Annotated in this window: 12 protein-coding genes; 3 read left to right on the top strand and 9 right to left on the bottom strand. The window is 67.3% G+C overall.

Features of this window, described 5'->3' with window-relative positions; genetic code table 11:
- Positions 1–10 precede the first annotated feature (10 nt).
- The 7 genes from HOV91_RS35490 to HOV91_RS35460 all read right to left on the bottom strand — a co-directional run bounded on the left by HOV91_RS35490 (position 11) and on the right by HOV91_RS35460 (position 5,971).
- Positions 11–628 carry a TetR/AcrR family transcriptional regulator gene (locus HOV91_RS35490; protein ID WP_051047277.1) on the bottom strand — a complete coding sequence of 206 codons (618 nt, stop codon included), beginning with the start codon at positions 626–628 and terminating at the stop codon, positions 11–13.
- The gene (locus HOV91_RS35485) at positions 625–819 is read right to left on the bottom strand and encodes a cold-shock protein (RefSeq protein ID WP_043736804.1); all 195 of its coding nucleotides are present in this window, start codon (positions 817–819) and stop codon (positions 625–627) included. Before HOV91_RS35485 ends, HOV91_RS35490 begins: the two co-directional genes overlap by 4 nt.
- Before the next feature lie 282 nt (positions 820–1,101).
- A complete protein-coding gene (locus HOV91_RS35480; protein ID WP_043736801.1) occupies positions 1,102–1,695 on the bottom strand; it encodes a hypothetical protein in 594 nt (197 codons plus the stop codon).
- Positions 1,692–2,240 carry a hypothetical protein gene (locus HOV91_RS35475; RefSeq protein WP_043736798.1) on the bottom strand — a complete coding sequence of 183 codons (549 nt, stop codon included), beginning with the start codon at positions 2,238–2,240 and terminating at the stop codon, positions 1,692–1,694. The genes HOV91_RS35480 and HOV91_RS35475 overlap by 4 nt, the downstream gene beginning before the upstream one ends.
- On the bottom strand, positions 2,237–3,115 hold the full coding sequence (locus HOV91_RS35470) for a hypothetical protein (protein ID WP_043736797.1): 879 nt from the start codon (positions 3,113–3,115) through the stop codon (positions 2,237–2,239). The genes HOV91_RS35475 and HOV91_RS35470 overlap by 4 nt, the downstream gene beginning before the upstream one ends.
- 480 nt (positions 3,116–3,595) lie before the next feature.
- Positions 3,596–4,498: a phosphotransferase enzyme family protein gene (locus tag HOV91_RS35465; RefSeq protein WP_043736795.1), complete on the bottom strand. Its 903-nt coding sequence runs from the start codon at positions 4,496–4,498 to the stop codon at positions 3,596–3,598.
- Between the two features lie 9 nt (positions 4,499–4,507).
- Positions 4,508–5,971: an NsdA family TPR-like regulatory protein gene (locus HOV91_RS35460; protein WP_280413264.1), complete on the bottom strand. Its 1,464-nt coding sequence runs from the start codon at positions 5,969–5,971 to the stop codon at positions 4,508–4,510.
- Between the two features lie 230 nt (positions 5,972–6,201).
- Between HOV91_RS35460 and HOV91_RS35455 the strand changes: the two genes are divergently transcribed.
- The 3 genes from HOV91_RS35455 to HOV91_RS35445 are packed head-to-tail and all read left to right on the top strand — an operon-like array spanning position 6,202 to position 8,403.
- Positions 6,202–7,095: a helix-turn-helix domain-containing protein gene (locus HOV91_RS35455; protein WP_043736790.1), complete on the top strand. Its 894-nt coding sequence runs from the start codon at positions 6,202–6,204 to the stop codon at positions 7,093–7,095.
- 36 nt (positions 7,096–7,131) lie between these two features.
- Positions 7,132–7,956, top strand: a complete 825-nt coding sequence (locus HOV91_RS35450) for an SAM-dependent methyltransferase (RefSeq protein WP_043736788.1) — start codon at positions 7,132–7,134, stop codon at positions 7,954–7,956.
- Between the two features lie 57 nt (positions 7,957–8,013).
- Complete coding sequence (locus HOV91_RS35445) at positions 8,014–8,403, top strand: hypothetical protein (protein WP_157227618.1); 390 nt, start codon at positions 8,014–8,016, stop codon at positions 8,401–8,403.
- Between the two features lie 144 nt (positions 8,404–8,547).
- Here HOV91_RS35445 and mobF read toward each other — a convergent pair whose 3' ends face one another.
- Both mobF and HOV91_RS35435 read right to left on the bottom strand, forming a co-directional pair.
- Entirely contained in the window at positions 8,548–14,616 is a 6,069-nt protein-coding gene (gene mobF / locus HOV91_RS35440; protein ID WP_051047275.1) for a MobF family relaxase, read from the bottom strand.
- A gap of 356 nt (positions 14,617–14,972) precedes the next feature.
- On the bottom strand, positions 14,973–15,389 hold the full coding sequence (locus HOV91_RS35435; protein WP_157227616.1) for a DUF4326 domain-containing protein: 417 nt from the start codon (positions 15,387–15,389) through the stop codon (positions 14,973–14,975).
- Positions 15,390–15,424 lie beyond the last annotated feature (35 nt).

Below are 15,424 nucleotides of genomic sequence, written 5' to 3'. Positions count from 1 at the left end.
CGGGGATGGGTCAGCTCTCCTGGATGGGGGTGCTCGTTCTGGGGAATGTGCGGTCGTTGGGGGCAGGCAGTACGAGTTCGATTTGCGTTCGGATCCACTGGTGGTCGGAGGTGGCGTCGTCGGGCGGGCCGATGGCGAGCCCGACCAGGGCGGCGATCAGTGATGCGGCAGTGGTCGGGAGCTCGATGCCAGGGCAGGGTTCGATGGTCGTGGTGAGCAGCTCGGTCAGTGCCGCGTGGATACGGTGTCTGCGGTCGTGGTGCTGTGCGCGGTGTTCCGGGCCGGTGGCGGCGAGATCGAGTTCGAACCAGATCCATTCGGGGTGGCTGGTCACGGTGCGCGCCCACTTCGTCAGCGTCGTGACCAGGTGGCTGCGGTCTCTCGGGTGAGCATCGCGGATGCGGTGTACGGCCAAGGCGGTCAGCCTCTCGGCGACCTCGTGACCGATCAGATGTTTGTAGGGGTAGTGCTTGCCCAGCGCACCGGTGGTACACCCGGTGGCGTCGGCGATATCGGCGATATGGACAGGCCCGTAGCCGTGGGCGAGGAACAGTCGTCGTGCGGTCAGCAGCAGCCGACGCCGAGTCCGTTGCCGGCGCCCGCGACGCGCCGTTGCCGGGGCGGTCACAGGGACCGCACGTTCTGCGCGGCAGGGCCTTTCGGGCTGTCGATGGCATCGAAGGTGACGTGTTGATCCCGATGCAGCGCGTCGTGGCCGTGGACATCGGCTTGACGGACGAACAGGTCCGGGCCGGAGTCGGGTGTGATGAACCCGAAACCCTTCTCGTGGTTGAACCATTTCACGGTCCCGAACTTCACGTTTTTCCTACCTCTCTTGGTGATTCGATGGACGGTCGGCATCGTTTCCGCGGTCGGCCGAGTGGGAGCTGCGCGCGGCGTTCGTGGGTCGTGGTGACCGGGTCGGCGTGGCCTTCCTGGACTTGTGCCATGCGCAGTGCCGCCTCCTGCCGGTGTTCGGCGCTGCTGGCGTGGCGTAGTACGGACCGGGATTGGGCGTGGATCTGCGCTGCGTGGCGGACGACCTCGCCGAGGGATCGCGCGTGTGGCGTTTCGGCAGGGTGGTTGTGGTGTGGGGCGTGGTCAGTGCCGTGCATCGGCCGGTTGTGGGACACGGGTGGGTAGATGGACCCGTCCTGCGGCGACGTCGGCGGCGAGCAGGTCGTAGACCACGGCCTGACCGACCAGGGACTGGTGTGCTCTCGGACCGGTCTCGACCGGGACAGAGGGGTCGATCGCGGTGATCCAGCATCGGCACAGTTGAGACACCTCGGCGCCGAGACCGTTGCGATGACAGGTCGCCGCCCGGTGTACCGGCGGGGCGAGGGTATGGGCGAGATGGTCATCGATCCGGTCGATCAATCGGCCGAGTCGTCGGTGGGCGCTATGCAGGGCGTCGGTAAGAACGTCGATGTCGACGCTGTCGTCGTGGCCGGGCGGCAGCCGCAGTAGCTGGCCGAAGGCGGCCCGGTAGTGGTGATGGGCATCGAGCATCTGCACCGCGATACCGACCAGAGTGGGGAACGGGTAGTCGGCGGCGGCGAATCCTGGTGTGTTCCAGGCGCGGAACAGCACGTGCGCGGACGGGATCGCTCCGAACCAGGACGAGTCTTTGCTGGCGGCCCGTGGCGTCCGTGTGTCTGGTTGGTGCCCGGTGTCGGGGCGTGTGCGGTTCATCGGAGCTCCTGGATTGCTCGCCAGCCCAGCGGTAGTTGGACGCGTCGGGTACGGATCGCGGTGACCAGATCGGCGTAGCCCTGGTGGGTTTGGGCCATCCGCAAAGCGGCTTCGTGGTGGTGTTCGGTGTTGGTGGTGTGGCGCAGGATCCACTGGGACTGGGCGAAGACATTGGCGTAGTGGCTGATCACTTCGCCCAGAGGATGGGTGTGGTGGGCGGCGTTGACAGGTCGGGGCAGGCGGAATATCGCCCACTCGTCGATCGCCGCCATGACCGCGGTCATGTGGTCGCGGGTCGCGATCTCGTCGAACCCGGCCGGACGCCGATCCGGTGACACCGCCGCGCTCAGCAAGCTCGCGTGGATATCGGCCAGCTCCCGCGCCCACCCGATCAGCGACGAACAGCCCTCGACACGGCGTCCGGCCACCGCGAGGTGAAGTTCACGAGCCTCCAGCAGGTTGTCGACCGCCCCGCCGCGATCACCCTGTCCGGCATAGTGTTCCGTCATCGACAGCGGGCCGGTGATAGGTGTTGTGGTGCTCATCGCTGACTCACCGCCGACTCGCCGGTCATGCTCACGCGGGCCGGAAGGGTGCAGCGAGTGATGGTGTGTGCGCCGCTGGGGAAGCGCTGCACACGCTCGCACAAGACGACCAAGTCGTGGGAGGGCTCATCGCTTCGTGGATACGGTTCGTCGAGTTCGACGGCCAGCGCCCCGGTCAGGGTGTCGACCAACGTGCGGATCACCGTGTCGGGGATCGGGGTGGGTTCGAGCCACAGCGTCCGGGTGGCCGGGTGGTGGCGGTCGCCGATGAGGGCGACATAGACCGCGTCGACGCGTTCGATCACCTCGGGCCACCCGTTACGGGTCAGCGCTTCGGCGGCGTCCAGTTGCGCCGCGGCCGGGATCGCGCCGACCCGAGACTCGACCACGACCTGTTCGTGGTCCGCGTCGTGCTCGGGGACCGGACGCGATACCGGAGCCGGTCGGTGCGCGGTTCCGTCGAGATAGTGCAGGGTGAGCGTGGGCAGAGCGGTGAGGTGGGACAGTGCCGCCCGTCCTGACGGTTCGAGATCGGACAGGTGCTGTCGGGAGGGCACCAGGAACCAGACGTCGGTCGCTTCCGGAATTCGCGACAGGATCGACCAGAGCAGATCGGCTCGGCGGTGACCCGGTGCCAGGAGCCGTCCGAGGTCCACCCGTCGCGACCGTGCCAGCGATTCGAGGCGGTTCAACACCGGCACGGTACGGTCGATCTCGGTGAGCAGATCACCGATCAGTGTCTCCGGTGCGAGCGGTTCGAAGAACACGCGGCCGTCCCCGAACCCGTTGCGCGCGGCGAAGTCGTGCACGGATCGATCGAAAGCATCGGCGCCGTGTCTGGACAGCAGGTCCGAACGGGCGTATCCAATCCACATTTCCTGTGACCCCTTTTCGCTGGTTCTCCTCGAAGAGGTGAAGGGCGGTAGTGACCGATGACCAGTGGCGACCCGAAGGGTCTTCGGGCAGGCACGAGATGAGCCTGCGTGTCGCCGACGATGACGTGGGCGGTTCCTGACAACGAGTGATCAGGCAAAGCGGTTCTGGGGAACGTCGGGTTCCGCAGCGCTGATGTGGCTGCCGTCCAGGCGGCGCGTGGCGACTTATCGTGTCGATCCGGTCCGGCGCCGACGTGGCGGGGCGCGGAGTACGTCATCTGCTGTCATAGACAGAGTTAATCGTCGCCGGAGGACTGCCACCATGACATCGCGCAGGGCAGAATCGGGCAAGTTCGCCGACATTCACATGACAGATTCCGACAGCCGGTCCGATGACTCCGGGCACAAGCTGTCGAGGATCGTCGATGCGACTGCCCCCCGGTCCTGTCGGTCGAAGGCCGGTTTGCCGCCACGCGGGATCTAGGTGTAGAGGTCCCAAGGGATGTCGTGCCGGCCTGTCTTGAGCGTGGCCAGGCGGTGGGCGTGTTGGGCGGCGACGCTGGGGCGGTGCTGGAGATCGGGCAGGACGCTGGTGACCATGATCAGCTCGCGGATACGAGACAGGATCGGCCACGCCGGATCGTCGCGGACGTCGCTGCCGTATGCGTGGACGAACTCGCGGTAGAAGTCGTGGCGGTGGAACCGTGTTGCTCCGACCGCTTGGGGAACGAGATCGTATGCGAGGGGACCGATCCCGGCCTCGTCGAGGTCGCAGAGCACGACGGTGTCATCGTCTCGGTGCAGTAGGTTGCCGGTGTGGGGATCGCCATGGATGATGCCGGTTGGCAGCTGGTCCTGGACGCGCCGGAATTCTTGTTCGGCTCGGTCCCATTGCTCGCGCAGCCACCGGGCGTCGGCGGGGGCGAGGACAGCGGTGCCGGCGTGTGCGAGCCGATCGCGTGCGGTGGTGAACGGGTCCCAGGTCGGCAGGACGGTATGGTCGAGGTCGAGGGCGTGAAGTCGATGCAGCGGCGATGCCAGATCGGCAGCGGCCCAGTCTGTTCGCCGGCCGAGTTCGTGCCAGAAAGTCACCGTGTAATCGCCTTCGACCTTCAGCGGTTGTTCACCGTCGAGCAGGGCCGCGATCGGGGCGTTGCGGGCCTGCAACCATCGGGCCATGGTGACCACGCGCTGTCCCCGCGAAACTCCGACCCGGTCGGAAGCGACGCGAAGGACAACGCGTTCGCGTGGGAGCCGGTAAACGGCGTTGACGGTGTATTTGATCAGTTCCGCCCCGTGGGAGTTCAAACCGATTCGGGCGCAGGCCAGCTCGACGATGCGATGCAACTCGGCGGCACGCTCGGCCGCGATATTGGTCGCCACACCCCCAGCCTATGCGCTCGTGGCACGGCCCGTGGTCGGGTGATGTGACGCGCGGGGGATCGCCAGCAGGCTCGCTTTGACCGCGTGGGACAAGTCCCGGACGTCGCTGCGTGGTGTCGCGGTGGTGGCGCAGCGGACCATGTTCTCCAGCCGGTCCGCGACCCTGGCGCTGGTGATCCGTTCGGCCATCTCGACGGCGGCGGTGGCGAAGGACAGGCCGGTGTCGATCTCACCGAGTCGGAAGCAGGCGGTGGCGGCGGTGATGTTGTCGAACAGGATGCTGCGGGCCGGCCGCCCGGGCGCGGAGGCTTGCAGGGAGACGCGGGCACTGTCGAGGGCGGCGAGGCAATAGCGGTCGGCGACGGCGCGGGGCGCGGTGGTGGCGTATTCGTTGTAGATCACGGCCTGGATACCGGTGAATTCGCCCGGTGTGAAGAACACGCGAGTCCATGGCGCGACGATGTCGCCGACGCGGTTGATCTCGTCTTCGGCGCATGCCAAGGCGAAGTTCATGCGGTTCTGATCGCCCAGCATGGCGTGTGCCCACGCCTCGTTGGCGTACAGGCGAGCCGATTCGCCGCCGTCGGCGGCGTCTCGCGCGGGAAGTTGCCCGAGCTGGAACATGCGCAGTGCGGTGCGCGGATCGCGTTCTATCACACTGATGCGGCCCAGCACGTACAGGATTGATGCAGTCAGACTGTCCGCGCCCGCCCGACGCGCGAAGACCAGAGCCAGGGTGGCGAACTGGCGCGCGCGATACTGATCTCCGGCATCGTGAAACGCCCAGCCGATCAATCGGGCCAGGTCGGCCGAGGCAACCAGAATCGCCTGATCGGCAGTCTCGTCGCGACACAGCTTCCGCAGATCCGGTATCGAACCCAACAACGCCGTAGCAGAACCGGTGACCGCGAAGCCGCCGCGTTGTTGATCGAGTGACCGCAAATGCGCCGTGGCCGACCGCACACCATCGGCATCCATGGCCCGCCCGCGGCCGACCCGATCCGTCGCCTCTGCCTCGTCGAGTCGCGGAAGCCACGGGACCAGCGCGGAAGCGGATCCGACGACCGCAGCGGCGACGGCCTCCAACAACGTTGCTTCCGGCGCGCGTCCCAGCTCGGATACGCCTGACCCGACAGACCATGACATCGGTGCCTGCACGGGCACGGCATCGGTGGCGGGTCGCGCGCGTGCAGATCTCTGGTCGTGGTGAGGGACAGGTGCGCCGATTGCCACCAGTAGACGTCGATACGGTGCGCTCGGAGTCCGGACGTCGCCGTCTTCCCACCGTGCGACATGACGCTCGGAACACGCGACGTTGACACGCTCGCCGCTGGCGCGCGCGTTGATGAGCTCGGCGAAGTCCTTGCGACTGATCTGGAGGTGATCGAGCCGAAACGACCGCAGGCGTTCGCCCCAGGATCGGTCGCTCGCCTCAGCGCCGGCCGCGAACTCGGCGGTGGGATCGCGCAACATCGACGGCTCCACCGGTTACCCCTTACCTTCGGACACCACCTGCTGAACCCTGACGCCGCACGCGCCGGTTCGGCGTCCCACATCTCCCTCGCGCGTCGACGCTCAACCGAACATCGACTAACGGAGTGCTCTCTTGCCTCGGACAGATTATCTTGACTGATAATCTAGCCTGATAATCAGTGTTACGGGTGGAAAGAGTCCGATCGAGCTGTGGGATACGGTGGGAGTGCATGGCGAGGACCGCGAGGAAAGTGCTGCTCGGACGGGAAATCGATGACCTGCTGCGGCGGTCGCGTGTCACGCAGGCCGACGCCGGCCGGATCGTCGGTGTCGGCCAGTCGCGCATCGCCGCCGCGATCGCGGGAACCGGCAATCTCACCGCCGAAGCGCTGAAGAAGCTGGTCACCGGATTGGGGATCGGCGATGAGAACTATCTCCAGATCCTGCTCGACCTGCGCGAGGACAGCCATCGCCGCGGGTACTGGACCTCGGGGTACCGGCGTGCCTACATCGAGGACCTGCGACTGCTGGTCGATCTCGAAGCCGTGGCCGACCGACTCCGCGAAACGGCCGCTGAGATCATCCCCGGTCTGCTCCAGCATCCCGACTACATCCGCGCGCTGCACCAACCGTTCCAGCCCGACGACCACGACCCCGACGCCATCACCGTCGACGACTATGTCGAAGCCCGAACCGCGCGCCAGCAGATCCTGTTCACCCGCAAGGCACCGGAGTTCCACGCGATCCTGTCCGAATCCTGCCTTCGCCGCACCTACGGCAACGACCAGGTGATGGTCGACCAGATCAGCCACCTCATCGAACTATCCGGGCGACCAAACATCCAGCTCCAGGTCATGCCCTTCACCCACCAAGCCCCCGGCGCCGGTATGGAAGACCGCTACATCCTGGTCCGTGTCCCCTCACCCGGAGCCGCGGGCGACCTGGAGATGGCTGTCGTCGAAGCGCAAGGCGAAATCCGCTACATCGACGACAAACCCGCCGTCGCCATCCGCGACAAGATCTTCAACCGCCTCACTATGACCGCCCTCAGCCCTGCCGATTCACGGCAATTCATGCACCACCTGCTGCGCGGACTGCGCAACCGACCCACCGTCACGCGATAGCCGACCGCAAGACCACAACCGAACAGGAACCCGTCGATGTCCGAACCCGACTTCGAACCTCGCCACCTCGACACCGCCAAGCCGAGCTCGGCACGCATCTACCTGCACATGATCACCGGCGAGGTCATCTACGAAGCCGACCTCCCCTTCATCGAACAGCTCTATGCCGCGATCCCCTTCTACCCCAAGTGGGCCCGACACAACCGGGCCTTCCTCGCCCGCGCGGTCCGGCACATGGTCGGCAACGGCATCCGGCAATTCCTCGACATCGGATCAGGACTACCAGCTGGTGGCAACACCCACGAAGTCGCCCGCGAACTCATCCCCGACCCCCACGTCGTCTACGTCGACAACGACGAAGAAGCCATCAACCGCGCCCGCGAACTGCTCACCCGATACCAGCTCCTCGACACTACCGCCATGATCGACGCCGACCTGCGCCGACCGACACGCATCCTCGAACACCCCGACACCCGCAGACTGCTCGACTTCACCCAGCCCATCGGGCTGCTCCTGATATCAGTCCTGCCCTGGATCACCGACGAAGACGACCCCGCCGCACTTCTCGCACAACTCCGCGACGCGATGCCACCCGGTAGCCACATCGCGATGACCCATGTCTCCCTCGAAGACGCAGAACCCGAAATCAGGACCCAGGTCGCCGCCGGTGCCTCCGTATTCGCCGACGCGAGTTCACCCGTCACCCTCAGAACCCGACAACAGTTCGCGAGCTTCTTCGACGGATGGACACTCACCGAACCCGGAATCACCTACGCCACCGACTGGCACCCCGACACCCCCACCGACACCGAAGACGACGCACGCCGCTGCAACTTCGCCGCTACCGCCACCCTCCCGTAGCGTGGACCGGTGCGGGAACCGGAAAACACGGTCCCGCGCGCTCGAAAGGAAAGGCCCATGCTGCCGACACCGACCGTAAGTCAATTCCGCAAGGCTGCCGCCAGCTCACCCCAACAGGCATGCGTCATGATCTACCGCGACGCCACCCGCACCATCCTCTGGGACGACAAACTCGCCCACAACGGCGACCACGAAGTCCCCCTCGAGCAGTGCCTGACCTTGGACCACGACCAATTCGAGGCGATCCAACACGCCATCAGGACAGGCCAGCCGGTGCGTCACGCGCTCACGATCACCCGAACAAGCGGCAACGGCTACGTCTTCAGCGCCACCGACGGGCATGCGGGAAGCGTCGGAACGGCCAGACTGTACTTCGACCACCATGAGTACCGCGCCTTCGCCACAGCGGTGCGAAATCGCGAGTTCGAACGCCGGTCTGCTACGTAGCAACCCCCTGTAGCCCTCCGAGCTCGTTCGACTGCCCGGCGGTGCCGCTCCTCACCGTCGCCGAACCACGACAGGGCTGTGGGATGTCCGGAGGCAAGCTGTCGGAAGCAACAGCGGGCAGAACCACCCGGCCGAAAGCCGATCTCACAATCCGACGTCGGGCTCCGGCGAGCCGCTGACATCGGGCTGGTCCAGCCCGGTGTGGTCGAGGGGGGCGTGGAGCTCGTCGGCGAGGCGTATCGCCTGTTCGCGACGTGCCTGTGCCGGTGTGAGATCGGCTCGGCGTTGTTGTTCGGCGTGGACGCGGCCGATCTCGCTGCGGGTATCGGCGGCGAACCGGTCGGCGGTCGCGTCGACGGCGGCTTCCCCGCGGCGAGTGTGGCTGTTGCGGGTGGTGATGTCGTCGGGGCTCGTGTTCAAGACGTCGTCCCATTTGTCGGGCGTTCCGGCGTGGTTGACTGCGTCGCGGTGGGCTTCTCGAGCGTCGCTGCGGGCGCGGGTGCGGGCGCGTTCGTGGTCGCCTTGCTGGCGGACGAGTTCATCGATGCGGGTACGCAGGACGTGACGGACGTGGCGTTTGTAGGTAGGTGTGGTGTCGAGGCGTTGGCGGTGGGTCGCGAGTTCGGAACGGGTGGCGTGCAGCGCGCGGGTCGCATCGTGTAGACGGTGCTCGGCATCGAGTGCTGCGCGGATGGCGGTTTGTGCGTCGCGGTGACGCAGAAGCAGTTCATCGATATCGACGCCCTCGGATTGTTCGGGGGATGCTGGAGCGTAGGCAGCGGCGTAGCTGTCGGTGAGCGCGAGCTGCTGGTGAAGTTCGCTCAACCGGTCGGCGAGTTGCGCGTCGGTAAGCGCGAAGAGTGGATCGGCGACCGGCTGCTGGTGCTCGACGTCGCCGATCGGCGCGGGGTGGGCGCGGATCCAGGCTTCGATCTGGGCGCGGCGGTCGAGATCGGTGACGGCTTTCCAGTCCCGGCGCAGGATGGCGTGCACGGCGGGAAGGGGTTTGGTGGCCGCGAGGTGGTCGGCGCGCGCGATCATGTGTCGGCTCGGGTCGTGGTCGGGGATACCGGTCTCGCCGTTGTCGCGGCATTCTCCGCAGAGCCCGTCGTCGGAGCGGCGCGGCGGCACCGGTGTCGCGTCGCGCGGGCGGCGTTCGATGCTGCACGCGACGCATTCCAGGCCGCGGGCACGTGGGTTGGCGGCTTTGTCGTAGTCGAGCGAATACGCGGCTGGCGTGGGATCTTTGGCTTCGTCACGGCGGTAGCTACGGACGGCGAGATCGGCCTCGCGAGGCGTCGGCACCGCGCGCCGCGGTAGGGGAGGTAGGTGTGAGTCGGGTAGCGCGGGGTCGTCGGTGAGACCGCGGACCTCGTGCGCGTCCGGGCGCGCCCAGGGCTGATCGTCCGTTCCGGCGCGGGTGTCGTGGTAGTCCTGCTCATGGCGGCGGGCACGGACCTGCGGGTCGGGCAGCGGGTCGCGGACGAGGTCACGGTCGACTCGGGTGTCGTTGTCGCGGGCTGCTCGGTAACGGCGAGCGCGGTCGAATACCGGTGAGGGTGGTTCGCGGTCGGGTCGGTCGTCGTGGACGTCGGGGTCGATGGCCGGGGTGCAGGCGTCGATGAGCGCCCGATGTTGCGGAAACTGTTGTCCGGCTTGGCGCAGGCGGGCGGCGGCGACGGGGTAGGCGTAGCGGTAGAGAGTGTCGGTGATCGCGCCGATCACCCAACGCTGCTCGTCATCGAGGTGATCGGCGAATTGCCGGAATCGGTGCACGGCCGCGTGGATTCGGCCTTCGCGATACAGCTGCGCGATGGCCGCGAGTTCCGGATCGAAACCGGAGGCGGTGATGTTCGCCGGAGTAGACGGCACTGGGGCCGGAACCGGGGCGCGGTTTTCGCGGTGACTGTCGGGTTCGAGATCAGGTGGATGCTCGCGGGCCGTCGATGCGGGGGTTGGTGGGGTGGTGGTGTTTTCGCTCATGGGTGGGGTGCTCTCGGTGGGTTTGGTGGTGGGTGTGTGGTGCAGGAGTGCGTCGATGCGCCAGGCGAGAGCGGCGGCGATCTGGTCGGGGCGCAGGCCGGTGCCCTCGTTGTCGGGGGTGGCGGCGAGCAGCAGTTCGTAGGCGGTGGCCAGGATCTGGCGCGGCCTCCATTGCGTGGCGGTGGCGCGGTCGACCGCGGCCACGACGCGTGGCCAGGCGGGGTCGTCGACGACCCGGTCGGCGGTGTCGACGCCGAGAACGTCGGCCAGGTCGGTGATCCAGTTCGGGCGCAGGTTGTGGTCGCGGGCGTCGAGTGCGGAGGCGTCGAATTCCAGACGTGCCCACAGCGCGGCGGCGGGCATCTCATCGGGCAACGGCCGCAACTCGGCGGCGGTGTGAAGTCGCTCGGTGACGTCGATGCCGGCGCGGGTGGCGAGATCGATGCGTTCGGCGATCGCGGGCCAATACGGGTCCTCGACAATGCGGGCTTCGATTTCGCGCACGGTCTCGGCCCACCGGTTGACCGGGCGTGCCGGATCGCCGAGCGCGGCGACGACGCGGGCGTCGAGGACGTCTTGGTGGTCGCGTTCGCGGACGGGGTAGCGGCGCGGACCGGTCGGGCGGACATCGGTGTCCTCGACGTGCAGACTCGCCCGCCAGATGGCGAGTTCGGCCAACAAGCGCGGGTCGGCGCCGAGCAGAGGTCGCGCCCAGACAGGCGCGGTCAACGGTGTCCATGGCGCGGTCGCGGCCCGGATCTGTGCGGCGAGTTCGAGCAGGACACGCGCGCGAGCGTGGACCTGGGTGGCGCTGGTGTCGAGTTCCGGCGGTATCGCGGGTGTCCACGGCAGCGGCCCGGTCCCGGTCGAGTGCGCATCGCTCGGGTCCAGGCGCCAGTCCAGGACTGCGGCGGGATCGGCGGCGGTGTCGAGTTCACGTTCCTCGATCGCCTCGCGCAAGGCGGTGACGGGGTCGGCACCGGTGCGGGCGAGGGTCGCTAGATGCTGACGCAGTGTCGGGTAAGCGGGGGCGTCGGTGAGCCCCGGGTGCAGCAGTTCGGCGGCGGCATCGAGGCGTGCGAGTGCGGGTTCGCCGAGGGCGTGTTCGGCGGCGAGACCGAGGGCATCGAGGTAGATATCGAGCGCGCGACCGATACGCCGGTGCGGGTCGAGCGCGTCACGCAGGTGGGTGTGCGCGGACTTCTGAGCCCCGTCACGACCCAGGATCCGCACGAGATTCTCGACTGCGGTGCGTGGGAAGACCGCGTCCTCGCTGTAGAACGAGCCTTCGTCACCGCTGAGCGCGGAAGGGATGTAGGCGTGGTTGGCGTGCACGCCGCGGGTCATCGCGACGTAGAACTGCTGTCGGGTCTCGCCGCCGGTGAGCGCGACATGACACGCGGTGGTGGTGATTCCTTGCGCGGAATCGATCGTCGCCGCATACCCGAGACGCACATTGTGTGCGACGTAGTCGGCCGGCAACCGCACAATCGCCCCGGTTTTGCTGTGGTGTCGGGCGGTGACACTGCCGTCGGAATGCACAGCGGTGACGGTCCAGGCGTAGCCGTTGCGCACCCAATCCCGCACACCGATACGCAGCTTCGGCGCGTTCTGACGGGTGCGGATCGTGTCACCGACCGAGGCGGCGGTGCTGTCGGCGAGCACCACTTCGGGGCCGTCGAGACCACCCTTGCGCAGAAGTCTGTCGGCCCGGGCACGCTCGTTGAGCGCGGTCACGGTGTCGTGGTTGGCGGCCAACATGATCGCGCTACGCCCGGCCGCGTGGTCGGCGGCCCATGCGGTGTAGGCGTCGTCGTGGGTCGCGCCGGTGTGCCCGCCGTGGATTCGGCCGTTGTCCAGATACCAGCCCAGCGCTGCCGGGTCGCCTTGGCGCAGCATCAAACTCGCCGACGCCTCGGCGTTGGAGGCGAACCGCACGACGTGGGTGAGGGTGAGCGTGTGCTCGGGTGCCGCTGTCGCCATGTCGGCGTCGACGCCACCGGCCTCTATCGCGGGAAGCTGGTGGTCATCGCCCAGACAGCGGATCGTCGCGCCGCGATCGGCGAGGAAGCGCAGCAGTTTCAGGCGTTTGAGGGTGCCGATCTTGACGTGCTCGTCGACGATCACGAGCGTGTCGGTGCCGATGTCGAGGACCCATTGCGGCAGCGGCGGGGGATGCTCCCGTTCGTTGGCGGACCTGTTCGGGTGCGGTGTGTGCAGGTCGATCACGGCGAGGAGTTTGTCGACGGTTTCGCAGCGCGCGCCGATCGATTCGCCCAGGACCGCGGCGGCGTTGGCGGTGGGCGCGAGCCCGAGCACCGTTCCGCCGCTGGTATTCCAGGCGGTGGTGAGCACGGCCATGCCGGTGGTCTTGCCGGTTCCGGCGGGCGCGTTGGCGGTGTGCACGCGCATACCGGAGCCGGCGAAGCCTTCGATCACGCTGCGCTGCCCGGCGTTGAGCACCCGATCCGGGTTGGCGGCGTCGTATCCACGGATCGCCGCGGCCACCACCGCGGGGTCCACGACGCGGGCACCGGGCTGCACCGACAAAGCGATGAGGGCGTCCTCGGCGGCCAGAATCCGGGTGGAGGTGTAGATCTGGGCGCCAGCGGGGGTGTAGCTGCTGGAGTTGTCGCGGCGGCGCAACGCGTCCGGGATGGTGGCCAGTTCGGGCTCGCCGGCGATATCCGGGTCGCCCATCGGAATCGAACGCGCCGGATCCAGGGCCGCATCCAGTACGGCCTCGCTGACGTGTTCCCACTGGCTGCCGCGGATTTTGCCGCGGATCTGGCGTTCGATTTCAGCGCGTACGTTCGCCGCGCGCCAGGTGGAGCGCTGCTCGGCGACGGTCTCGAGGACCCGGTCCGCGGTGCGCGCGATCCACTCCCTGGTGGCGGTGACCCGCGGCGAGCGCACCGGATTCAGCGCCGCCGACACCATCGCGGCGACCGCGTCCCGGCCGCCGAGCAACGCGACGGCCTCTTCGCGCCAACTGCGCCGCTGCTGGGCGAAGGACCGCAACAGGTGTTTTGCGGGCCGGGTTTCCAGGGTCGCCTGCTGGGCCAGATCACGGATCTCGATCGGGGTCGGCTCGCGACCGTGCTCGCGTTGGAACACCGCCGCCAGCTCACCGACACGGGAACGGATCGCGGTTTCGCGCCGCGACCACGCCTGGATCAACCGCAGCGGGATGCCGACGATCTCGCGGACCGGGCGCTTGCCCGGGTCGTTCCCGGCCCGCTCGGCGAACTCCACACCCACCAGCCGCTCGCAGTGGTGCTCGAGGCTGGTGTTGTAGATCTCCGACACCGTGACTACCACCCGGTACAGCGCGGCACCGTCCAAGGTCCGCCAGCGACCGTCGGCGGTGCGGACCCGGTTGGCTATCAACACGTGTGTGTGCAGATCAGGGTCACCGGCACGCGAATCCCTGTGGAAAAAGCACGCGGCGACGATGCCCTCGACGTCGACCTGGCGGACGCCGTTGCGACCGAGTCGGGTGTAGATGCCGTGGCGCTCCAACCACCTCAACGCATCCGCCACCGCGGCGCGGTGGGCGGCCTCGATCTTCGCCGACACCGATAGCGGTGCGACTGCCCACAGCGCCGACACCGACTTCACCGGAGAAAAAGTGATGTCGAAACCCGCGACTGCTGTGGCGGGTGGGCGTGAGTTCTTCGCGATCCATCCCGACAACTCACGCGCGTTCAGTGGTGGCCGTTGGTACTCGTCGGTGAACATATCGAACGCGACATGTGTGCGGATTCGCCTGCGATCCGACTCCGAAAGTGGAGCGTCGGCCGGTCTTCCGTGCGCGATATTGTGTTCGGCATACGCCTTCGCGCACCGTTTACGAAAATCGGAATTCGGTGCGTAAACGCGAAAAGGATTACCCAACCGCGACGCCTTATCGGCCGCATCGCTGGCTTGTTTCGGTGTCGAACCGGCCGCCGAAGCGTGGTGGAAGACCGTCTCCTCGATCGATTCCGCGTCGGGATGGCGACCCAGTCCGAACAGGGACTTCATCTGAGACTCGGTCACTTCCGCGCCGATATCGATCCCGAGCGAGGCCAAACCGGTACCGCTCCACACGCCAGGAGACTCGCCGTGGGCGGAGTAATAATCGGACAACGGGGATCGGCCGCGGGAGTTGATATCGTTCGCGGCTATATTTCGCAGGTAATACTGGTAGCCATTGCCTGCGACGACTTTATGGATCGTCGCGGTCATAAATCCATCGAGCGCCCCCGCCCGACGAAAGTCGAGGAATCCAGGTTATGCAGATTTCGGCTGTTTACGAAAAATCCCAGGACGAGACCGGATCGTTACCAAAATAGGCTTGCGGAGACCCCTGGATGCAAGAGGTGTGCTTGACAAAAAGAAAGGGGGTGGAAGGTGTGGATGGATGTAGATGGTGGAAGCGGGGTGGTGAGGTGGGGTTGTGGATGGCTGGGGAGAGATTGGGAAGCGGTGTGCGGGTGATCGGTGAGGGTGTGTAGGGACGGGAGCGGGTAGGAACCGGAACGGGTGACCCGGTTCCTACCGTGATCACAGCTGTCGGGTGCCCGACGGTCGGGCGGGCACGCTCACCGGTGCTGCCGGGCCTGGACCGCCGCGAGCGGGTCGAGGGCGGGATCGAGGCTGAGGGCGGTGAGGGTGTGGCCGTGGCAGGGTTTGGGCGCGCACCAGCAGCCCAGTACCCGGCGGGCGAGTTCGCCGCGACGCAGGCGGGCGAGGAGGTCGGGTCGGTCGGCGAGGTGGCGGGCGTGGGCGGCGAGTACGTCGTCACGGTTGCCGTCGCGTCCGAGGACGAAGGGGTTGCCCCAGCTGCTGGTGCGATCGATGGGCACGAACAGGTGGTGGCGGCGTGCCCACTCGATGAGGTGGGCGTGTCCGCTGGCGGCGCGCATCGACACCACTACCGAGCGGCCGGTGGCCAGGGTCTGGTGCAGTTCGGTGATCGTGAGGTGCGCGGGGTCACTCGGCGGCGCGGGGTGAGTCATGGCGAGTGGTCCTTCCGGTCGGGGTGCTCGAATGG

It is taken from the genome of Nocardia barduliensis, assembly GCF_013315795.1.
Classification (GTDB): Bacteria; Actinomycetota; Actinomycetes; order Mycobacteriales; family Mycobacteriaceae; genus Nocardia; species Nocardia barduliensis.
The sequence above is the reverse complement of the archived record's forward strand: the minus strand, read 5'-3'. Positions and strand labels throughout refer to the sequence as shown.